Source organism: Paraburkholderia solitsugae (assembly GCF_013177695.1).
Classification (GTDB): Bacteria; Pseudomonadota; Gammaproteobacteria; order Burkholderiales; family Burkholderiaceae; genus Paraburkholderia; species Paraburkholderia solitsugae.
Genome location: NZ_WOEY01000149.1, coordinates 38,312 through 56,253, shown reverse-complemented (window position 1 = coordinate 56,253; position 17,942 = coordinate 38,312). Strand labels below are relative to the sequence as shown.

The following is a 17,942-nucleotide window of genomic DNA, read 5'->3' as shown; positions in this document are numbered from 1 at the left end:
GGCTCTGCGCGAGTCTTCTCGCGAGCGAGGAGGGCCGCCGCGCGACGATTCTCTCGCTGGTTGCTTCGGTGGCCACCGCTTACATCAATCTGCGCGATCTCGACCAGCAACTGGCTATTGCCAAGTCGACTACCGACAGCCGAGCCGGATCGGTCAAAGTATTCCAGGCACGATTCGCGGGCGGCGATGTCTCGCAGATGGAACTCGCGCAGAGCCAGTCCGAGTATGAAGCATCGCTCGCGACGATTCCGCAACTCGAGACGCAGATCGCGCAGCAGGAGGACGCCTTGTCGGTCCTGCTCGGTCGCAACCCGGGCCCGATTCTGCGCGGCCGTGAGCTGACCGAACTGGTGCTGCCCGCCGTACCGGCAGGTCTGCCGTCTGATCTGATCGAGCGCCGTCCCGATCTGCTGCAGGCCGAGCAAAATCTGGTCGCCGCCAATGCCCTGATCGGGGCAGCACGTGCGCTGTATTTTCCGCAGATTTCGCTGACGGGCCTGTTCGGCTCGACGAGTATCGAGTTCTCAAAACTGTTCACCGGACCTGCGCGCGTCTGGTCGTACGCTGGCTCGTTGACGGTGCCGATCTTTACGGCAGGCAGCATCAGCGGCCAGGTCAGCCAGGCCGAGGCGCAGCAGCAACAGGCGCTGATCCAGTACGAGGAGGCTATCCAGACAGCGTTCCAGGAAGTCGACGATGCGCTCATCGCGCTGCAGAAGTCGCGCGAGCAACTGGTCGTGCAGGGACGCCAGGTGGACGCGCTGCGTACGTATGCGCGGCTCGCGCGGCTGCGCTTCGAAGGCGGTTATACGAGCTATATCGAGGTGCTCGACGCCGAGCGCAGTCTGTTCAACGCGCAACTCAGCTATACGCAGACCAACGGCCTGGTGTTCGCCTCGCTGATCGGTCTTTACAAGGCGATGGGCGGCGGGTGGGTCGTGCAGGCCGAGGCCATGACCGGGCGGGTGATGGGGCAGAAGGCGGTGGCACAGGTGGCCGGTCAGTCCGGCGATCAGTCGGGGACGCCATCAGCGAGTCCGCCAGAGAGTCCCTCAGCGAATCCGACAACCACCTCACCGGGCGCGGAGCAGCCTAAATGACCACCGCCACAACAAACGAGGCAAACGAAGCCGGTCCGATTTCGCTCGTCGCCTGCCACGAGTGCGATCTGCTGCAGCGCGAATCCGCGGTGCCACCCGACGGCACGCTGCGCTGCTGCCGCTGCCAGGCGGAACTCTATCGCGCCCATCCCGACAGCACCGACCGGGCGCTGGCTTTTACGCTCACCTGCGTCGTGCTGTTCTTCATCAGCAATCTGTATCCGATCGTGGGACTCGCGGTGAACGGCGATCTGGTCGAGACAACGCTGCTCGGTGCGGTTCGCGTGCTCTACAAAGACGGCATGTGGCCAATCGCGGGCCTCGTTCTTGCCACCACCTTCCTGATGCCGTTGTTGCAGATGACGGCCATGGCATATCTGCTGGTGCCGTTGCAGCTAAACCGCCGCCCGTATCACGCCGATCTTGTGTTTCGCCTGATGCATCTCGCGCAGCCGTGGGGCATGACTGAGGTCCTGATCCTCGGCATGCTGGTGGCCCTGGTGAAGCTCGCGCACATTGCGAGCGTCGTACCGGGTGTCGCGCTATGGTCGTTCGGTGCGCTCATGCTGCTGCTGGCGGCGGCCGGATCGGCGTTCGATCCACGCGCGCTTTGGCAGCGCATCGGCGGCTTCGACGATGCGGCCTCGAAGACGGAGGCGGCCGCCGCCGCGTCGGCACATACCGCGCTGCGTTGCGGCCTGCTGAGTTGCCATAGTTGCGGCCTGCTGGTGAAGTCGACGGCGCATGTCCACGACGCTGCATGCCCGCGCTGCGGCGCGCATCTGCATGCGCGCAAACCCGAAAGTATCGCGCGCACCTGGGCCTTCCTGATTGCCGCCATCGTGCTGTATATCCCGGCGAATACGCTGCCCGTGATGAATACCAGTTCGCTGTTCGGCTCGGAGAAGGACACCATCCTGAGCGGCGTGGTTTATCTCTGGACCTCGGGCTCATGGCCGCTCGCCGTGGTGGTTTTTATCGCCAGCATTGCGGTGCCGATGCTGAAGATCCTGGCGCTGATGTACCTCGTGATCTCCACGCAGCGGCGCTCGGTCATGCTCGTCCAGCAACGAACCCGCATCTATCGTTTGGTGGAACTGGTGGGCCGCTGGTCGATGCTCGATATTTACGTCATCACCATTCTTGTCGCGCTCGTGCAGTTCAACGCGCTCGCCACGATTCAGGCGGGACCCGCCGCGGTCGCGTTCGGCTCGGTCGTCGTGCTGACGATGTTCGCGGCCATGTCGTTCGACCCGCGCCTGATCTGGGACGCGACGGAGGATCATCATGTCTAGACCTCCCGGGCCGCCTGAGCTCCCCGAAGCGGTGGCGACGCGTCGCTCGCGCTGGCGCATGCAGGTGGTATGGCTGGTGCCGCTGGTGGCGGTGCTGATCGGCGGCTGGCTCGCGGTCAAGGCAATCCTCGAACAGGGGCCGACCGTCACCATCAGTTTCGAAACCGGCGAGGGGCTCGACGCAGGCAAGACCAAAATCAAGTTCAAGAACGTGGATATCGGCGTGGTCAAAAGCGTCATGTTGTCGCGTGATCACCGCAACGTGGTCGCCACCGCCGAGCTCACGAAAGACGCCACGGGTTTGCTGGTGGACGACACGCGTTTCTGGGTCGTGCGTCCACGGATTTCGGGCGGCACGGTGTCGGGCATCGGCACCTTGATCTCCGGTTCGTTCATCGGCATGGATGTGGGCAACTCGCCCAAGTCCCGGCGCGACTACGTCGGGCTCGAGTCGCCGCCGGTGTTCGCGAGCGGTGTGCCGGGCCGCGAGTTCGTCCTGAAGGGCGACGACATGGGGTCGCTCGATATCGGCTCGCCGATCTATTTCAGACGCTTGCAGGTCGGCCAGATCACGTCGTACAAGCTCGACGCGGACGGCAAGGGCGTGACGATGCATGCCTTCGTCAACGCGCCGTACGACAAGTACGTGCAGAACGATACGCGCTTCTGGCAGGCGAGCGGTGTCGACGTCTCGCTCGATGCGACCGGTGTGAAGGTCAATACGCAATCGCTGGTGGCCATTCTGATCGGTGGTCTCGCTTTCCAGACGCCTGACAACACGGTCGATCAGCCGGAGGCGGGTGCCAGCACCGAGTTCACGTTGTTCTCCGACAAGGCCGAGGCGATGAAACGTCACGACCTTATTGTCGATAAGTATGTGCTCGAATTTAAGGAATCGGTGCGCGGCTTGACGGTCGGCGCGCCGGTCGATTTCCTCGGCATCGTGGTAGGCGAGGTCGAGGCGATTCGCACGCGGTTTGATCCAGTCACCAAGCAGTTCAGTATTCCGGTTGACATCAAGCTGTTTCCGGAGCGCTTCACGTCGCGCTTTGCGTCTGGAAAGCCCGGCGGCCGGCTTTCAACCGACGCCGATCGGCAACAACTTGCGCAAACGCTCGTGGATCATGGCCTGCGAGCCCAACTGCGCACCGGCAATCTGCTGACCGGCCAGCTCTATATCGCACTCGGTTTCTTTCCTAATGCACCCAAAGCGAAGGTGGACTTTAGCGTGAACCCGCCCGAGATGCCGACTATACCAGGTGGCTTGCAATCGCTACAGGACTCGGTGACGACGCTCATCGCCAAGCTGAACAAGATCCCGTTCGAAGCGATCGGCACTGATGCGCATCAGACCCTGCGCGACGCGGATGCATTGCTCAAGCGGCTGGATACCGAGGTCGCGCCGCAAGCGGCTCAGACGCTGGCCGCAGCGCAGTCCGCGCTCGACTCGGCGAATAACGCGTTGCAGCCCGACTCCGCGCTATCGCAGAACACCGGCGACGCAATGAAGGAACTGGCGCGCACGGCGGCAGCCTTCCGCACGCTGGCGGACTATCTCGAGCGCCATCCAGAGGCACTGATCCGCGGCAAGCTGGAGGATAAGAAATGATGCGCTCATCCTTAACCGTAGCCGCGGCGTTGGCGCTTGCCGCGTTGTGCGGTTGCGCCTCGTCGCCCAAATCGGACTTCTACACGTTGAGTTCAGCGGCGCCGCAGACGGGCAACCCGCCCGCCGCGCCGATCGCGGTGCTGATCAGCGCGGTGACGGTGCCCGACCTCGTTGACCGGCCGCAGATCGTGGTTCGCAGCGGTGACAACACCGTGGATATCGATGAATTCGCCCGCTGGGCCGATCCGTTGAAAAGCCAGATTCCGCGTGTGGTAGGCGCCGACCTGGGGCAGTTGCTGAACAGCGCGCTGGTGTCGACTTATCCGGTGGGCGGTGATTCGGCGTCGGCTTACCGGGTTCAACTCGACATCCAGCGCTTTGATGCGACGCTCGGCAACGCCGTGACGGTCGACGTGCTGTGGTCGGTGACGCCACCGGGGAAAAAACCGCCGTTAAGCGGCCGGAGCACGGTTCACGAGCCTTGCACCGGTGCCGGTTTCGATGCGGTGGTGGCGGCATACAGCAGGGCGCTCGGAGCGGTGAGCCGCGATATTGCCACCGCGATCCGCCCGGCGTCGCCTTGATGCGCGGTCAGGCATAAGGTCGCGCGTAGTCCGGCATCCGTACATCGGACCCTTGGCGGCGCGTCGCGACACGGGAGAGGTATTGTGAATCGAGCGGGAAATCTGTGTTGTAGTGGGGCGCTTCTCAGCCTCGTGCTAATGGCTTGCGCCGATGCTGTTGCTCAATCCGCCGTGGCGGGGCTGATCGAAGAGCAACATTGCATGTTCTGTCATACCACCGAAGGGGCCGATCTCGCGCCGTCATTCCCGAAGATCGCACAACGCTATCGCACGTCGCCAGGGGCGAGCGCCATGCTGGAAAAGAAGCTGCTAGTCGGCGGAAAAGCTCACTGGGGCGATATCACCATGCCGGAGGCCGATCCGATTCCGCCGCTTTCAAGTGACGATGCCCACGCGCTCATTCAGTGGGTGTTGCGCCAATGACTCAAACTTCACGCGCCTTGAATCCCGGCTTCCTTGCGATAGTCGCTCGGTGAAACGCCTTCCCAGCGCTTGAACGCGCGAGTGAAGTTGCTCGAGTCGCTAAACCCCAGCAGAAACGTGATTTCGGTAATTGATAACGCTGACTGTTGCACGTAGCTGGCGGCCAATTCCTTGCGCGTCGAGTCGAGCAGCTCATTGAAATTCGTATCGTGCTGCGAGAGCTTGAACTGCAAGGTGGTCGGGCTGATGCACATGGCGCTGGCAACTTTGTCTCTTGAACAGTCGCCGTTGGGCAGATATTCAATGATTTTCTGCCGCACCGTGCTCACCACATCGTGTTTGTCGAGACGGGCGATATAGCTGGTGGCGAGGTTGTCATGCAGTTGCGCCAGCTCAGCACACGCGCCGGCCAGCGGCTGTTGCAAATCCGGTTTAGAAAACACGAGTTCCGGCGCCGCCTGGTCAAAATCGACGGGTGAGCGAAATAGCTTCTCGTAGGGGCCGCTGCCTTCACGCGGCATCGCATGAGAGAACGCCACGCGAAGCGGATGGAATTCGGCGTGGTAAAGCTGGCGCATGGACAGTACGACAAAACCCAGCAACGCATCTTCCGTCTCGGCGCACACGGCCACCAGCAGCTTCATGCGCAACAAGATCTCGTCACCATTTTCAATGATGTTGATTTCGCAGGCCTGAGACGCGAGCCTGAAGAAACGTTCCAACCGTTGGCAGAATGCCATCAGGTTCGAACTGGCGGCGAGCGCATACCCGAGTGCGTGCAAATTCGAAACGTGAACGAATCTTGCGACCGTCAATCCGAAGTAGGGGTTGTGCGTCACGTCCACACAGACCTTAAAAAGCCGGGTCATCGTGGCGACCGGCAGCCGCGTCATGGGATCGTTCTTCATCAGCGACGGATCGATGCCGGCCGCGTGAAAGATCCGGGCACTATCGACCCCGTTGTGTTCGAGAGCGCGTGAAATTGCCAGCGCATAGCCACCGATCGTCGTGACAACGGCGTCGCTTTCAGAGCGGGAGTGGGTGGGTTTCTGCATGTTGGACGGCAATCATTGCTGGGCCGGCATGCTGTGTATGACCGGCAGGCAGGCTGTGGGAGAAACACGCGTGAGCGACGGTGCGGGGTCGCGTCGATGTCGCAATAGTGTAGCCGCAATTGCACTGCCAACTCCATCGGCGTAAATGCCAAGTCAGGGATTGTTACCCGCAACCGGTCATTCTGCATGAAGGCTAAAGCGACTGATGTGCGTTTTGCGCGGCGTTCGCAAACATCTTCTATGCGTCTTACTTTCCCTCGGTGTTTACCCGCCTCGAGCGCCAGCTTGCCGACGGCGCAACGCGCAAGACCACTGGATTGTCTTCAAAGACCAGCGTCCCGCGGGATGCGGTTCATAAAATGCCTCCGAATTGTCTATGACCCGCAGAACCGCGATCCGGCGGCTGGCGTCACGTTTCAGTCCATGACAGGAGACCCTCATGACCCGCGAATTCAAACCTGCGGCATCCGATGCCGTTCCGACGGAACCGTCGTCCGAAGCGACCGGCTCAGTCGAGCAGCCCCCGCTCACCGGCGTGGCCGCAGCAGGAACGCAGGATCTGCCGTTTCCCAAAACGCCAACAGCCAGTCTTGCCGCACGTACGCTGGCTGAGTCGAAGCATCAGTGGCGCAGTAAAGCCACCCATTTGCGCGCCGATGCGCCGAACGTCCTGATCATCATGCTGGACGATGTCGGCTTTGCACACGCCGACACCGTCGGCGGCGCGATTCATACGCCGACGCTCAGCCGCATTGCGGATTCTGGCGTGCGCTACAACGCTTTTCACACCACTGCTATCTGCTCGGCGACCCGTGCGTCGCTGCTGACGGGGCGCAACCACCATCGCGTGGAATCCGGGACTATCACCGAGTTGGCGAGCGATTTTGACGGCTACACCGGCGAGATTCCGAAGACGTCGGCGACGATACCGGAAGTGCTGCAGCACTATGGCTACAGCACCGCCGCATTCGGGAAGTGGCATAACACGCCGGCCCAGGACGTCTCCGCCGCCGGTCCGTTCGACCGCTGGCCGACCGGTTGCGGGTTCGACCATTTCTACGGATTCATGGGGGCGGAGTCTTCGCAATACGAGCCGAACCTGTATCGCAACACCACGCCGATTGACCGGCCCAACGATCCGAAATATCACCTGAGCGAAGACCTGGCGGCCCAGGCCACAAGCTGGTTGCGTCAGCAACATGCTCTCGCGCCGGACAAGCCGTTTCTGATGTATTGGGCGCCGGGCGCGGTGCATGGCCCGCACCAGGTGTTCGGTGAGTGGTCGGATAAGTACAAGGGGAAGTTCGACGGTGGTTGGGATGTCTACCGCGCGCAGGCGTTTAAGCGCCAGAAGGCGCTTGGCTGGATTCCTGCCGACAGCATCCTGACGCCGCGCCCGGACACGATGCCCGCGTGGGATAGCCTTGGAAAAGACGAGAAAAGATTCCAGGCGCGCCTGATGGAGGTGTACGCCGGGTTCCTCGAGCATGCCGACACACAGGCCGGCAAGGTCGTGGATGAACTGGAGCGGCTGGGCCTGCGTGACAACACGCTGATCTTTTACGTGCTGTCGGATAACGGCGCGTCCTCGGAAGGCTGGAGCGGCACCATCAACGAGATGCTGACGCTCAACGGCGTGCCGATGCCTTTCGCGCAACAGATGAAGATCCTCGAAGAGGAATACGGCGGCCTGCCCGCGTTGGGCGGTCCGAAGGTGGCGAACATGTATCACGCCGGCTGGGCCTGGGCCGGCGAAAGTCCGTTCCAGGGCACCAAGCTGGTGGCGGGCTATTTCGGTGGGACTCGTGTGCCCATGGCGGTTTCCTGGCCCAAGGGCATCAAGGCCGATGCCGACGTGCGTGGGCAGTTCCACCATGTCAACGATATCGCGCCGACCATCTACGACATCATCGGCATTACGCCACCAGAGTCGGTCAATGGTCTGAAGCAGGATCCGCTGGATGGCGTGAGCCTCGCGTATACGTTCGCTGATAGCGAGGTGGCCACGCAGAAAACGCATCAGTACTTCGAAGTATTCGGTAGCCGCGGTATTTACTCGGAAGGCTGGATGGCGTCTGTTTTCGGGCCGCGTGTGCCATGGTTGCCAGGCGCCTACGCCGCCTATGCGAACTGGGATCCGGATGAAGATGTGTGGGCGTTGTACAAGCTCGACGGCGACTATTCCCAGTCGAACGATGTTTCGCGCGACTACCCGCAAAAGCTCGCGGAATTGAAGGAGAAGTTCGATAGCGAGGCGCGCGCCAATCACGTTTATCCGATCGGCGCGGGCTTAGGGCCGCTTCTCAATCCCGACGCGCGTGTGGGGACCAGTCAAACCGAATGGCACTTCAACACAGAGGTCACGCGCCTGCCCGAGTTCTGTGCGCCTAATCTTCGGGCGCGCAACAACCGGGTAACGGTAGACGTCGATGTGGCCGCGGCGGGCAGCGGCGTGCTCTATTCGCTGGGCGCGGTAGCCGGCGGTCTGGTGCTCTATATGGACGACGGTTACCTTCACTACGAATACAACTTCCTGGGTGTGGTGAGAACGCGCTTACGTTCAGCGGACAGGATCGCGCCAGGCGCGCATCGATTCGATCTCGAGACCGTGATGAGCGGGGCGGCACCGGGAGCGGCTGCAGCCTTGGTGATGGGCGTCGACGGCGTGGAAGTGGCGCGGGGTACGACACCGTTCACCGTCCCGCTTGCGTTCAGCGCGAGCGAAACATTTAACGTCGGCGTTGACCTCGGTTGCCCGGTTACGCTGGATTATCGTGACCGTGCGCCGTTCAGATTCGATGGCCGGATCAACGACGTGCATATCGTCTACCTGCCATGATCGATTACATCGTTATCGGCGGTGGGTCGGCGGGCTGTGTGCTGGCAGCCCGCTTGAGCGAGGACCCACAGGTCCGGGTTTGCCTGCTCGAAGCAGGCAAACCTGATAACAGCGCATTGATTCAATGTCCGGCAGGTCTCGCCGCGTTGATCCCGTATCCCATCTTCAACTGGGCGTTCAAGACGACGCCCAACTCGGGGATGAACGGCCGGATCGGCTACCAGCCGCGCGGCAAGGCGTTGGGCGGGAGTAGTTCGATCAACGGGATGATGTATATCCGTGGCGACCGGACCGACTACGATCAATGGGCAGAAGCGGGCAATGCCGGGTGGAGTTATGACGAGGTGTTGCCGTACTTCAGGAAGTCGGAGAACAACGAGTTCTGGGGCAGCGACGCGTATCACGGCGCCGGCGGCCCGCTCAACGTGGCGGACGTGCTGGAACCGAGCGTTTATGCAAGAGCGTTTGTCGAGGCCGGCGTACAGGCGGGTCATTCGCCCAATCCCGACTTCAACGGCGATCATCAGTTGGGGATCGGACTGACGCAGGTCACGCAAAAGAACGGTGAACGCTGCAGTACCGCGAAGGCTTTCCTGACACCGAATCTCGGCCGGGCGAATCTGCAGGTCATCACCGGTGCGCAGGTTACGCGAATCCTGATGGAAGGTAAGCGCGCGGTTGGCGTCGAGTTTCGGCAAGGTGGCGCAATCAAGGTTTTAAAGGCCACGCAGGAAGTCCTGTTGTCGGCCGGCGCCTTGCAGTCGCCTCAGATCCTGATGCTGTCGGGCATTGGGCCTGCCGGGCATTTGCAGCAGCACGGCATTAAAGTCGTCCACGATTCACCGGGCGTCGGCCAGAACCTGCAGGATCACATCGATATCGTTCACAGCTACGAAGCCGGTGCGTCGCGGGGGCTGTTTGGCCTGTCGCTGTCGGGCGTGTGGTCCGTGGCGAAGGGCATTCGCACCTGGGCGAAATATCGACGCGGTGTGCTGACGTCTAACTTCGCGGAAGGCACGGGCTTTGTGAAGACGCTGCCGGAAGAAGCGCGCCCGGATGTGCAGCTTGTGTTTATCGTTGCAAAACTGATCGACCACGGTCGGAAGATATTGATCGGTAACGGCTACTCGATTCACTGCGGCCTGTTGCGCCCGAAATCCCGCGGCAGCGTTTCATTGGCGAGCGCCGATCCGTTGGCGCCGCCGCTGATCGACACTAACTTCCTCTCCGATCAGGATGATGTGAGCCGTCTCATACGCGCTTTGAAACTGGTGCGCGGCATCATGCGTCAGCCGGCTCTCTCGCGATTTGGCGGCAAGGAATCCAGAAACTCGGCGCGCGCGCAGACTGATGCACAGATCGAAGCGTTCATTCGCAATCACGCTGACTGCGCTTATCATCCTGTCGGGACCTGTCGCATGGGTAACGGTGCGCTCGATGTGGTCGACGATCAATTGCGTGTGAAAGGGGTGCAGGGTTTGCGCGTTGTCGACGCGTCGATCATGCCGAACATCGTGTCCGGCAACACCAACGCGCCAACCATCATGATCGCGGAGAAAGCCGCCGACATGATCAAGGCGGCGTTGGCCGAGATCAAAGAGGGATCATGCTGCGCGTCCTGAAAGCGGCTTGTCTCGCGATCTATGGACTTGCGCTTGCAAGCCTCGTTGCGCCCGGGCCATCGAGCGGACTCGCTCATGGTGTGGAGATCGTGGCGATGGTGTTTCTTGCCATCCACGCACTCGAGGCCGTCTTCGTCTTCGAGAGATTGCGGCTGTCCCGGGGGCCACTGGCGCTTAGCGTGCTTCTAACGCTCCTGTTCGGCATGCTGCACTGGATGCCCCTTGTGACGGCACGATCGCGCGGTACACAAAATTAGAGCCGCAGCGGCATCGGGTAAGAGGCGAAACGCAAAGCGTTTTTCGCCTCGTCTCACCGAACGCCCAGCGCTGCGACGGCTCATCATCTTTATCTCCAGGGGAGCGGAATCATGGGTGTTCTCGACGGAATTCGCGTCGTTGAAATAGCGGGTATCGGGCCCGGTCCTTTTTGCGGCATGTTGCTCGCGGATATGGGCGCCGAAGTCATTCTGATCGAGCGCGCCGACGCCAACGACGGCGGCATGCTCGATCTCGGCAAGAGCGCGATCGTCAATCGCGGCAAACAGTCTATTGCGCTGAACCTGAAGGACACGCGCGCGATCGACGCCGTCCTGCGACTCATCGAGAGCTCAGACGCATTGCTCGAAGGCATGCGCCCTGGCGTGATGGAACGGCTTGGGCTAGGTCCAGAGAAGTGTCTCGCGCACAATCCGCGTCTCGTGTACGGCCGCATGACCGGATGGGGGCAGACAGGACCGTTGGCGCAGAGCGCCGGCCACGACCTGAATTACATCGCGCTCTCCGGCGCGCTGTGGTTCGCGGGCGAACCCGGTAAGCCGCCTATGCCACCGCCCACGCTATTGGGCGATCTGGGCGGCGGCGCGCTGTATCTTGCCATGGGTGTGCTTGCCGGCATCCTGAGCGCTCGCCGTACCGGTCAGGGTCAGGTAGTGGACGCCGCGATCGTCGACGGCAGCGCCAATCTGATGAACCTGCTGCTGTCGGTGCACGCCGCCGGGCATCAGCCTATCGAACGCGGCCGCGGCCTTCTCGACGGCCCGCACTGGAGCGGCACCTATGCGTGTGCCGATGGCCACTTTGTCAGTGTGCAGGCGCTGGAGCCGCAATTCAATGCGCTGCTCTTCAACAAACTGGGGCTTGGTGACGATCCGGATTTCCGGCAGCCTTATCACCCGCATCGATGGCCTGCACTGCGTGAGCGGTTGGCGGCGGTGTTCGCCACGCAACCCCGGCAGCATTGGATCGATTTGCTCGAAGGCAGCGATGCCTGTTTCGCGCCGGTGCTGACACCGGTTGGCGCCATGACGCATCCGCATATGGCCGCTCGCGGCGTCTATGCCGAGCGTGACGGGGTATTGCAGGCCGCGCCCGCGCCGCGTTTCTCCGCGACCCCGTCCGGCGTCCCGAACGCCGTACCGCGTCGTGGCGAACATGGCCTTGCGATCCTCCGAAGCGCTGGGCTTGGCGAAGACGAAATCGCGCACTTGCTTGGCGCTCATTGAGGCCACGTAACTGAGGCTATGTAACTAAGGTCACGTAACTGGGGCCACGTCACATGCAGCCTATCGCCGGGACCTGCGACTTCATTCCAATGACCTGTTGCCGGCCTCAGTTCTCCATACGATCAGCACACTCGCCAATTTCTTGAGGCCGGCGCATTCGTCGAGCGTCCTGATCACTAAAAAAGTATGGAGATGTCATGAACGAAGACGTTTTGTTGTACGACGTCGATGGGTCCGTCGCCCGTTTGACGCTGAACCGCCCGAAGGCGATGAATTCGCTGAACCTGGCCATGCTGGCGGAGCTGGATCGCCGTCTGACGCAGATCGAAGCCGACGACGAAATGCGCGTCCTGGTACTCACCGGTGCCGGTGCGGCCTTCTGTGCCGGCGCGGACCTGAAGGAAGTGCTGGCGGGCCAAACCCTCGGTCCGGGCGAAGCGGATTTTCTCGATCGTGCGAACCAGGTGTTTGGCCGGCTGCGCAATTTCCCGAAGCCCGTGATCGCCGTATTGAATGGCATCACGATGGCGGGCGGCCTGGAGCTGGCGATGTGCGCGGATCTGGTGATCGCCGCCGAGAGCGCCACGCTCGCCGACGCGCATGCCAACTTCGGCGTGTATCCGGGCGCAGGCGGTGCGGCTGTCCTGCCGCGGCTCATTCCGCTCAACATGGCGATGTATCTGCTGCTGACCGGCAAGTCCCTGTCGTCCACCGAGATGAAGGCATGTGGCCTCGTCTGCGAAGTGCATCCGGATGCGGAACTGGCCGAGGCCGCGCAGAAGCTTGCCATGCACATCGCGCGAAAAAGCCCCATTGCGTTGCGCCGCATGAAAGAAGTAGCGCGGCAATCCGCCGACAAAACGCGCGACGACGCCTTGCTGCACGAGCAGGTGATGCTGCGCCAGCACATGCGCACATTCGACTTTCACGAAGGCCTGCAGGCCTTTACAGAAAAGCGCGCGCCCCGGTTTCAAGGCCGTTGATTCACATCGTAACGAGAACGGAAATATGAGCGATATTTATGTGGTCGGCGTCGGCATGACTGCCTTTGGGCGCCTGCTTGAGAAGTCCGTGTACGACATGGTCGGAGAAGCCGTAGCGCTCGCGTTGAAAGACGCCGGTTGCGGCGCGGCCGACATTGGCTCCGCGTTTTACGGGACCATGACAAACGGCCAGTTTCAAGGCCAAACCGCCATCCCCGGTCCGATTGCGATGCGCCGCCTCGGCATTGAAGGCGTGCCGGTATTCACGGTGGAGAACGCCTGCGCTACAGGTTCGTCGGCATTCAACCTGGCAACGCTGGCGTTGCGCTCGGGTAGCTGCGATATCGCGCTGGCCGTCGGTGCGGAGAAGATGAATATTCCGGACAAGGCGAAGATGTTCGCGGCGTTCGACGGCGGCTGGGACGTTTCCACGGTGGAGCACAACAAAGCGACCTTGCTTGCCATGGGCGAGGGCGTGACGCCGCCGCCAGGCACCATGTCGGAGCGTCCGTACAGCGTCTTCATGGACGTGTACGCCGCCATCTGCCGCAACCACATGCAGCGTTACGGCACCACGCAGCGGCAGATCGCTGCGGTCGCGGCAAAGAACCATCAACACTCGGTGCACAACCCGCTGGCGCAGTTTCAGCGTGCCTTCAGCATCGATGAAGTATTGGCGTCGCCGCCGATCGCCTATCCGTTGACCACCTTGATGTGCTCTCCCATTAGCGACGGCGCGGCTGCGGTCGTGCTGTGCAATGCGGCGGGACTGAAGCGGCTCAACGGTGCGGCCAACCGCGCGGTGCGTGTGCTCGCCAGCGTCGTGCAGACCGGCACCACGCGCGGCCTCGATGAACCGCACAAAATCATCGCCCATCTCGCGGCCAAACAGGCTTACGAACAGGCTGGCGTGGCGCCCGCGGATGTCGATGTCGCCGAAGTTCACGACGCGTCCGCGATCGGCGAAATTCTCAATGCCGAGTCATTGATGCTGGTGCCTTTCGGTGAAGGCGGGCCGGCAGCGGAACGGGGCGAGTTTACGGTCGGCGGCCGCATGCCGATCAACCCTTCCGGTGGCCTCGAATCGAAGGGCCACCCCATCGGCGCAACCGGTCTCGGCCAGATCCACGAGCTGGTGACCCAGTTGCGCGGCGAAGCGGACAAGCGGCAAGTGGACAACGCCCGCATTGCGATTCAGGAAAACGGCGGCGGTCTTTACGGTATCGAAGAGGCCGTGGTGGCCATCACGATTCTCGCCAAACAGTAAGTCATTCAGGGAAGCCTAAAGATGGGATACGTATTCAGGACGGAAGAGCAGCAAGGCGCGGTGGACGGACTGCGGCGCTATCTGGCAGACAAGGCCGATCCCTTGTTCAACAAGGAGTATCGCGACAGGTTCGTGCCGAAGGAACTGATGGGTGAGTTCATGCGTGAGCTGAGCCAGTTCGGCCTGATTTCGGGTACCGTGGGTGAAGAGCACGGTGGCCTGGGTCTTGATTGGCTCACGATGATCATGCTGTTCGAAGAAGTGGCGGCCACCTCGGTCGATCTGTCGGTGCCGGTGCTGATCAATAGTTTCTGTGCGCAGATGGTGGCGAGGCTGGCCCCGGCGCACTTGCGCGAGCGCTATCTGCCCGGACTGCTCAAAGGCGAATTGTTTTGCAGCGCCGGTATCTCCGAACCGGACGTCGGCTCCAACGTGCTGGAGATCAAGACGCGCGCCCGGCGAGACGGGGATCATTACATCATCAATGGCGAGAAGACGTGGATCAGTAACGGCGCCTATTCGGACATTCTGATCTGCACGTGCCGGACCGGCGACGATCCGCGCCGCGGCCTGACGCACTTTCTGCTGGACCGCAAAGAGCATCCGTACGAGGTCCGTGACATTCACAAGATCGCCTGGAATAGCCAGTCGACCGCGCAGATTTTCCTCACCGATGTCCGCGTTCCGGCTAGCAACATGCTCGGCAACGAAGGCGAAGCGCTGAAGAACACACTGACGATGTTCGAACGTTCGCGCGTTTTCGTGGCCGCCCAGGGTGTGGGTCTCGCCCGGCGCGCGTTGGAAGAAGCGACGCGCTATGCCACGGAGCGCAAGCAGCACGGCAAGGTGATTGCCGGGCACCAGTTAATCTCCGCGATGCTGGCCGAAATGGCCACGCATGTCGACGCCAGCCGTCTGCTGACCCAGCGTGCCGCATCGATGATCGAAGCGGGGGTGCCCGCCGAGATGGAAGCCGCCATGGCCAAATATTTTGCCTGTGAAGCCGCGGTGACAATCGCTCGCCAGGCGGTGCAGATTCACGGCGGCAACGGGGTCACCAAGGAGTTCCTGGTCGAGAAGCTGGCGCGCGAAGCGATTGTTGCGCCGATTCCGGAGGGCACGACCCAAATCCAGCAACTCATCATCGGGCGCGCGCTGACTGGGGTCAACGCATTCTGATGCATGGCGGTGCTCAGGGCGCCGCCCGCACCAGGGCCTTTCAAATTCTCAACTTCTATTCGGATATCCCATGCGTATTCAGGACAAAGTCGTCGTTATCACCGGGGGCGCTTCGGGGCTTGGCTTGGCCACCGCGCTGTACCTCACGCAGGAAAAGGGCGCCCGTGTCGCTATTTTCGACTTGAATGTCGAAGCCGGTGAAAAGGCGGTAGCCGACATCGGCGCCGATCGCGCGATGTTCGTGCAGACGGACGTCAGCAGCGAAGAGTCGGTGCAAAAGTCTGTCAGTGAGGTGATGGCCCGCTTCGGCGCCATTCATGTCTGTATCAACGGCGCAGCCGTGCCGACTCCGTTCAAGGTGCTGGGCAAGGACGGCAAGGCCGCTCCGCTCGCCAAATTTGCGCAGACGACCGCGGTCAACCTCAACGGCGTGTTCAACGTCATGTCCAAATGCGCGGAGCAGATGGCGAGCAATGACCCTGAGGCGGGCGAAGAGCGCGGCGTGGTGATCAACGTTTCTTCGGGCGCCGCGTACGAAGGCCAGATCGGGCAGAGCGCCTATGCGGCGACGAAGGCGGGCGTTATCGGTCTGAACATGCCAGCCGCGCGCGAACTTGGCGCGATTGGGGTTCGCGTCAACGCGATTGCCCCGGGTCTGTTCCTGACGACCATGGTGGCAGGGCTCGACGAGAAGGTGCTGACCATGCTCAAGGAGCAGATGGAAGCGCCGAAGCGTTTAGGCGATATGCGCGAGTTCGCTCACTGCTGCGCGTTCATCATTGAAAACGCGTACCTCAACGGTGAAACCATTCGTCTCGATGCTGCGTCACGTATGCGTGCGAAATAGGATCGGTCGATCCCTGAACGTTTGAGAGTTGGTGCTGGAGGAGATTAAAAGAATGAGATTGGCAGACTATTTCGATGCGGTAGCGCAGCTTCACCCTGACAACCTGGCGTTTGTCGATGGCGCCACCCGCATGACGTACGGTGAGGCTCAAAAGTACGTTCATGCAGTAGCACATGGCCTGACTCGCGCGCGCGCGGCGGGCGCTGGCACGCATGCTGCCATTTATGCACCCAACGATTATCGGGTCAGTCTTCTGCATCTGGGTATCAACCTGGCTGACTCCGCATGGTTGTCCGTTCACATTCGCAATTCGGTAGAGACCAATGCCGAGGTGCTCGAGTACTTCGACACCGACATTGTGTTCTTTCACAGCTATTTTGAAAGCAGCGTTCCCGTGCTGAAAGCGACGCTATCGAAAGCCCGACTGTATGTCTGTATCGACCGCGCGTCGGAGCATGGGATATCGATGGACGAATGGCTGAAGGATTGCTGGACGCCATTCCGTAATCAACCGGAAGACCCGGCCACGCGCGCTTTCCTGCAGCCGACTGGCGGCACCACTGGGCCGTCCAAAGGCGCGGTGCATACGCATCGAAGCCTCGAATTCATGGGGCTGGGACTAGCTTCGGCCTTCGGCATCACGTCCAGTTCGCGGCATTTGTGCGTCGCTCCGCTAACGCACGCGGCTGGACTGCTCGTGCTTGGCTTCACAATCAAGGGTGGTGTCAACGTTCTCATGCCAGGTTTCGATCCAGAGGCCCTGCTCAGCCTGATCGAAGCAGAAAAGATCACTCACCTCTATCTGCCGCCCACCGCCGTTTATGGCCTGCTGGCGCATCCGAAGACGCGGGCGACCGATTTCTCGTCGTTGCAGGCGTTCATCGTCGGCGCGGCGCCTATCGCACCCGAGAAGTTCAAGGAAGCGGTTCAGGTGTTCGGCCCCATCATGTACGAAAGCTTCGGGCAAACCGAGACGCTGGTGCCAATTCTGGTCAAAGGTCCCGCCGACTATCTGAAGCAGGACGGCAGCTTCGACGAGGACGTGGTGAAGGCTGCCGGCAAAGCGGTCGACGTGGCGTGTCTTGCCATCATGGACGAAGCCGGCAATCTGTTGCCTGCCGGCGAACGTGGCGAAATCGTCGTGCGCTCGTCGATGGTCATGCAGGGCTACTACAAAAAGCCGGACGACACGGCAGCCGTTTCGAAGTTCGGCTGGCACCACACCACCGATGTAGGCGTGCGGGACGCACGGGGCTACATCACCATCGTGGACCGCATTAAGGACATGATCGTCACCGGCGGCTTCAATGTTTTTCCCGTCGAAATCGAGAAGGTTATTCAGGGCCATCCCGCCGTTCTCGACTGCATTGTGATCGGCGTGCCCGATGATAAATGGGGCGAGGCGGTGAAAGCGGTGGTTCAACGCAAGCCGGGGCAGACCGTTTCCGAAGAAGAGATCATGGCGCTCTGCAAGGAACATCTGGGCAGCACGAAGACCCCAAAGAGCGTCGAGTTCTGGGCGGATCTGCCGCGCAGCGCGGTGGGCAAGCTGCTCAAGAAAGACGTGCGGGAAAAGTACTGGGACGCGCAGTGGCGCTCGGTGTGAGTGCCGTTGTACCGATGCGCCGGCCACCTCC

The 17,942-nt window shown here is 61.5% G+C and carries 15 protein-coding genes; 14 read left to right on the top strand and 1 reads right to left on the bottom strand.

What is annotated here, in order from left to right:
• The 5 genes from GNZ12_RS37745 to GNZ12_RS37725 all read left to right on the top strand — a co-directional run.
• Window positions 1-1,100 (top strand): efflux transporter outer membrane subunit (locus GNZ12_RS37745; RefSeq protein WP_172317283.1); only part of this gene is annotated, 1,100 nt, incomplete at its 5' end.
• On the top strand, window positions 1,097-2,395 hold the full coding sequence (locus GNZ12_RS37740) for a paraquat-inducible protein A (RefSeq protein ID WP_172317281.1): 1,299 nt from the start codon (window positions 1,097-1,099) through the stop codon (window positions 2,393-2,395). The genes GNZ12_RS37745 and GNZ12_RS37740, both read left to right, overlap by 4 nt.
• Window positions 2,388-4,004 carry a PqiB family protein gene (locus GNZ12_RS37735; RefSeq protein WP_172317279.1) on the top strand — a complete coding sequence of 539 codons (1,617 nt, stop codon included), beginning with the start codon at window positions 2,388-2,390 and terminating at the stop codon, window positions 4,002-4,004. The genes GNZ12_RS37740 and GNZ12_RS37735 overlap by 8 nt, the downstream gene beginning before the upstream one ends.
• The gene (locus tag GNZ12_RS37730) at window positions 4,001-4,588 is read left to right on the top strand and encodes a PqiC family protein (protein WP_172317277.1); all 588 of its coding nucleotides are present in this window, start codon (window positions 4,001-4,003) and stop codon (window positions 4,586-4,588) included. The genes GNZ12_RS37735 and GNZ12_RS37730 overlap by 4 nt, the downstream gene beginning before the upstream one ends.
• Window positions 4,589-4,726: 138 nt before the next feature.
• Window positions 4,727-5,011: a c-type cytochrome gene (locus GNZ12_RS37725; RefSeq protein ID WP_172317289.1), complete on the top strand. Its 285-nt coding sequence runs from the start codon at window positions 4,727-4,729 to the stop codon at window positions 5,009-5,011.
• Between the two features lie 8 nt (window positions 5,012-5,019).
• On the opposite strand, the gene GNZ12_RS37720 is transcribed toward GNZ12_RS37725, so the two are convergent.
• Window positions 5,020-6,066 carry an AraC family transcriptional regulator gene (locus GNZ12_RS37720; RefSeq protein ID WP_172317275.1) on the bottom strand — a complete coding sequence of 349 codons (1,047 nt, stop codon included), beginning with the start codon at window positions 6,064-6,066 and terminating at the stop codon, window positions 5,020-5,022.
• Between the two features lie 439 nt (window positions 6,067-6,505).
• Between GNZ12_RS37720 and GNZ12_RS37715 the strand changes: the two genes are divergently transcribed.
• From GNZ12_RS37715 to GNZ12_RS37675, 9 genes are all read left to right on the top strand, one after another.
• Entirely contained in the window at window positions 6,506-8,905 is a 2,400-nt protein-coding gene (locus GNZ12_RS37715) for an arylsulfatase (protein ID WP_172317273.1), read from the top strand.
• Entirely contained in the window at window positions 8,902-10,527 is a 1,626-nt protein-coding gene (locus GNZ12_RS37710; protein ID WP_172317271.1) for a GMC family oxidoreductase, read from the top strand. The genes GNZ12_RS37715 and GNZ12_RS37710 overlap by 4 nt, the downstream gene beginning before the upstream one ends.
• Window positions 10,512-10,784, top strand: a complete 273-nt coding sequence (locus GNZ12_RS37705; protein WP_172317269.1) for a hypothetical protein — start codon at window positions 10,512-10,514, stop codon at window positions 10,782-10,784. Before GNZ12_RS37710 ends, GNZ12_RS37705 begins: the two co-directional genes overlap by 16 nt.
• A gap of 111 nt (window positions 10,785-10,895) precedes the next feature.
• Window positions 10,896-12,029, top strand: coding sequence for a CaiB/BaiF CoA transferase family protein (locus GNZ12_RS37700; RefSeq protein ID WP_172317267.1), 1,134 nt, complete (start codon window positions 10,896-10,898; stop codon window positions 12,027-12,029).
• A gap of 197 nt (window positions 12,030-12,226) precedes the next feature.
• Window positions 12,227-13,012 (top strand): enoyl-CoA hydratase/isomerase family protein, encoded by a 786-nt coding sequence (locus tag GNZ12_RS37695; RefSeq protein WP_172317265.1) that lies wholly within the window; start codon window positions 12,227-12,229, stop codon window positions 13,010-13,012.
• 25 nt (window positions 13,013-13,037) lie between these two features.
• Entirely contained in the window at window positions 13,038-14,279 is a 1,242-nt protein-coding gene (locus GNZ12_RS37690; protein WP_172317263.1) for a thiolase family protein, read from the top strand.
• A 21-nt stretch (window positions 14,280-14,300) separates the two neighbouring features.
• Window positions 14,301-15,458, top strand: coding sequence for an acyl-CoA dehydrogenase family protein (locus GNZ12_RS37685; RefSeq protein ID WP_172317261.1), 1,158 nt, complete (start codon window positions 14,301-14,303; stop codon window positions 15,456-15,458).
• A gap of 70 nt (window positions 15,459-15,528) precedes the next feature.
• Window positions 15,529-16,305, top strand: coding sequence for an SDR family NAD(P)-dependent oxidoreductase (locus tag GNZ12_RS37680; protein WP_172317259.1), 777 nt, complete (start codon window positions 15,529-15,531; stop codon window positions 16,303-16,305).
• A gap of 52 nt (window positions 16,306-16,357) precedes the next feature.
• Complete coding sequence (locus tag GNZ12_RS37675; protein ID WP_172317257.1) at window positions 16,358-17,911, top strand: class I adenylate-forming enzyme family protein; 1,554 nt, start codon at window positions 16,358-16,360, stop codon at window positions 17,909-17,911.
• Window positions 17,912-17,942 lie beyond the last annotated feature (31 nt).

Coding starts and splice junctions, on each gene's coding strand:
- GNZ12_RS37735 (WP_172317279.1), top strand. CDS start 2,388: ATGTCTAGACCTCCCGGGCCGCCTGAGCTCCCCGAAGCGGTGGCGACG.
- GNZ12_RS37675 (WP_172317257.1), top strand. CDS start 16,358: ATGAGATTGGCAGACTATTTCGATGCGGTAGCGCAGCTTCACCCTGAC.
- GNZ12_RS37695 (WP_172317265.1), top strand. CDS start 12,227: ATGAACGAAGACGTTTTGTTGTACGACGTCGATGGGTCCGTCGCCCGT.
- GNZ12_RS37685 (WP_172317261.1), top strand. CDS start 14,301: ATGGGATACGTATTCAGGACGGAAGAGCAGCAAGGCGCGGTGGACGGA.
- GNZ12_RS37710 (WP_172317271.1), top strand. CDS start 8,902: ATGATCGATTACATCGTTATCGGCGGTGGGTCGGCGGGCTGTGTGCTG.
- GNZ12_RS37690 (WP_172317263.1), top strand. CDS start 13,038: ATGAGCGATATTTATGTGGTCGGCGTCGGCATGACTGCCTTTGGGCGC.
- GNZ12_RS37680 (WP_172317259.1), top strand. CDS start 15,529: ATGCGTATTCAGGACAAAGTCGTCGTTATCACCGGGGGCGCTTCGGGG.
- GNZ12_RS37725 (WP_172317289.1), top strand. CDS start 4,727: ATGGCTTGCGCCGATGCTGTTGCTCAATCCGCCGTGGCGGGGCTGATC.
- GNZ12_RS37715 (WP_172317273.1), top strand. CDS start 6,506: ATGACCCGCGAATTCAAACCTGCGGCATCCGATGCCGTTCCGACGGAA.
- GNZ12_RS37740 (WP_172317281.1), top strand. CDS start 1,097: ATGACCACCGCCACAACAAACGAGGCAAACGAAGCCGGTCCGATTTCG.
- GNZ12_RS37700 (WP_172317267.1), top strand. CDS start 10,896: ATGGGTGTTCTCGACGGAATTCGCGTCGTTGAAATAGCGGGTATCGGG.
- GNZ12_RS37720 (WP_172317275.1), bottom strand. CDS start 6,066: ATGCAGAAACCCACCCACTCCCGCTCTGAAAGCGACGCCGTTGTCACG.
- GNZ12_RS37730 (WP_172317277.1), top strand. CDS start 4,001: ATGATGCGCTCATCCTTAACCGTAGCCGCGGCGTTGGCGCTTGCCGCG.
- GNZ12_RS37705 (WP_172317269.1), top strand. CDS start 10,512: ATGCTGCGCGTCCTGAAAGCGGCTTGTCTCGCGATCTATGGACTTGCG.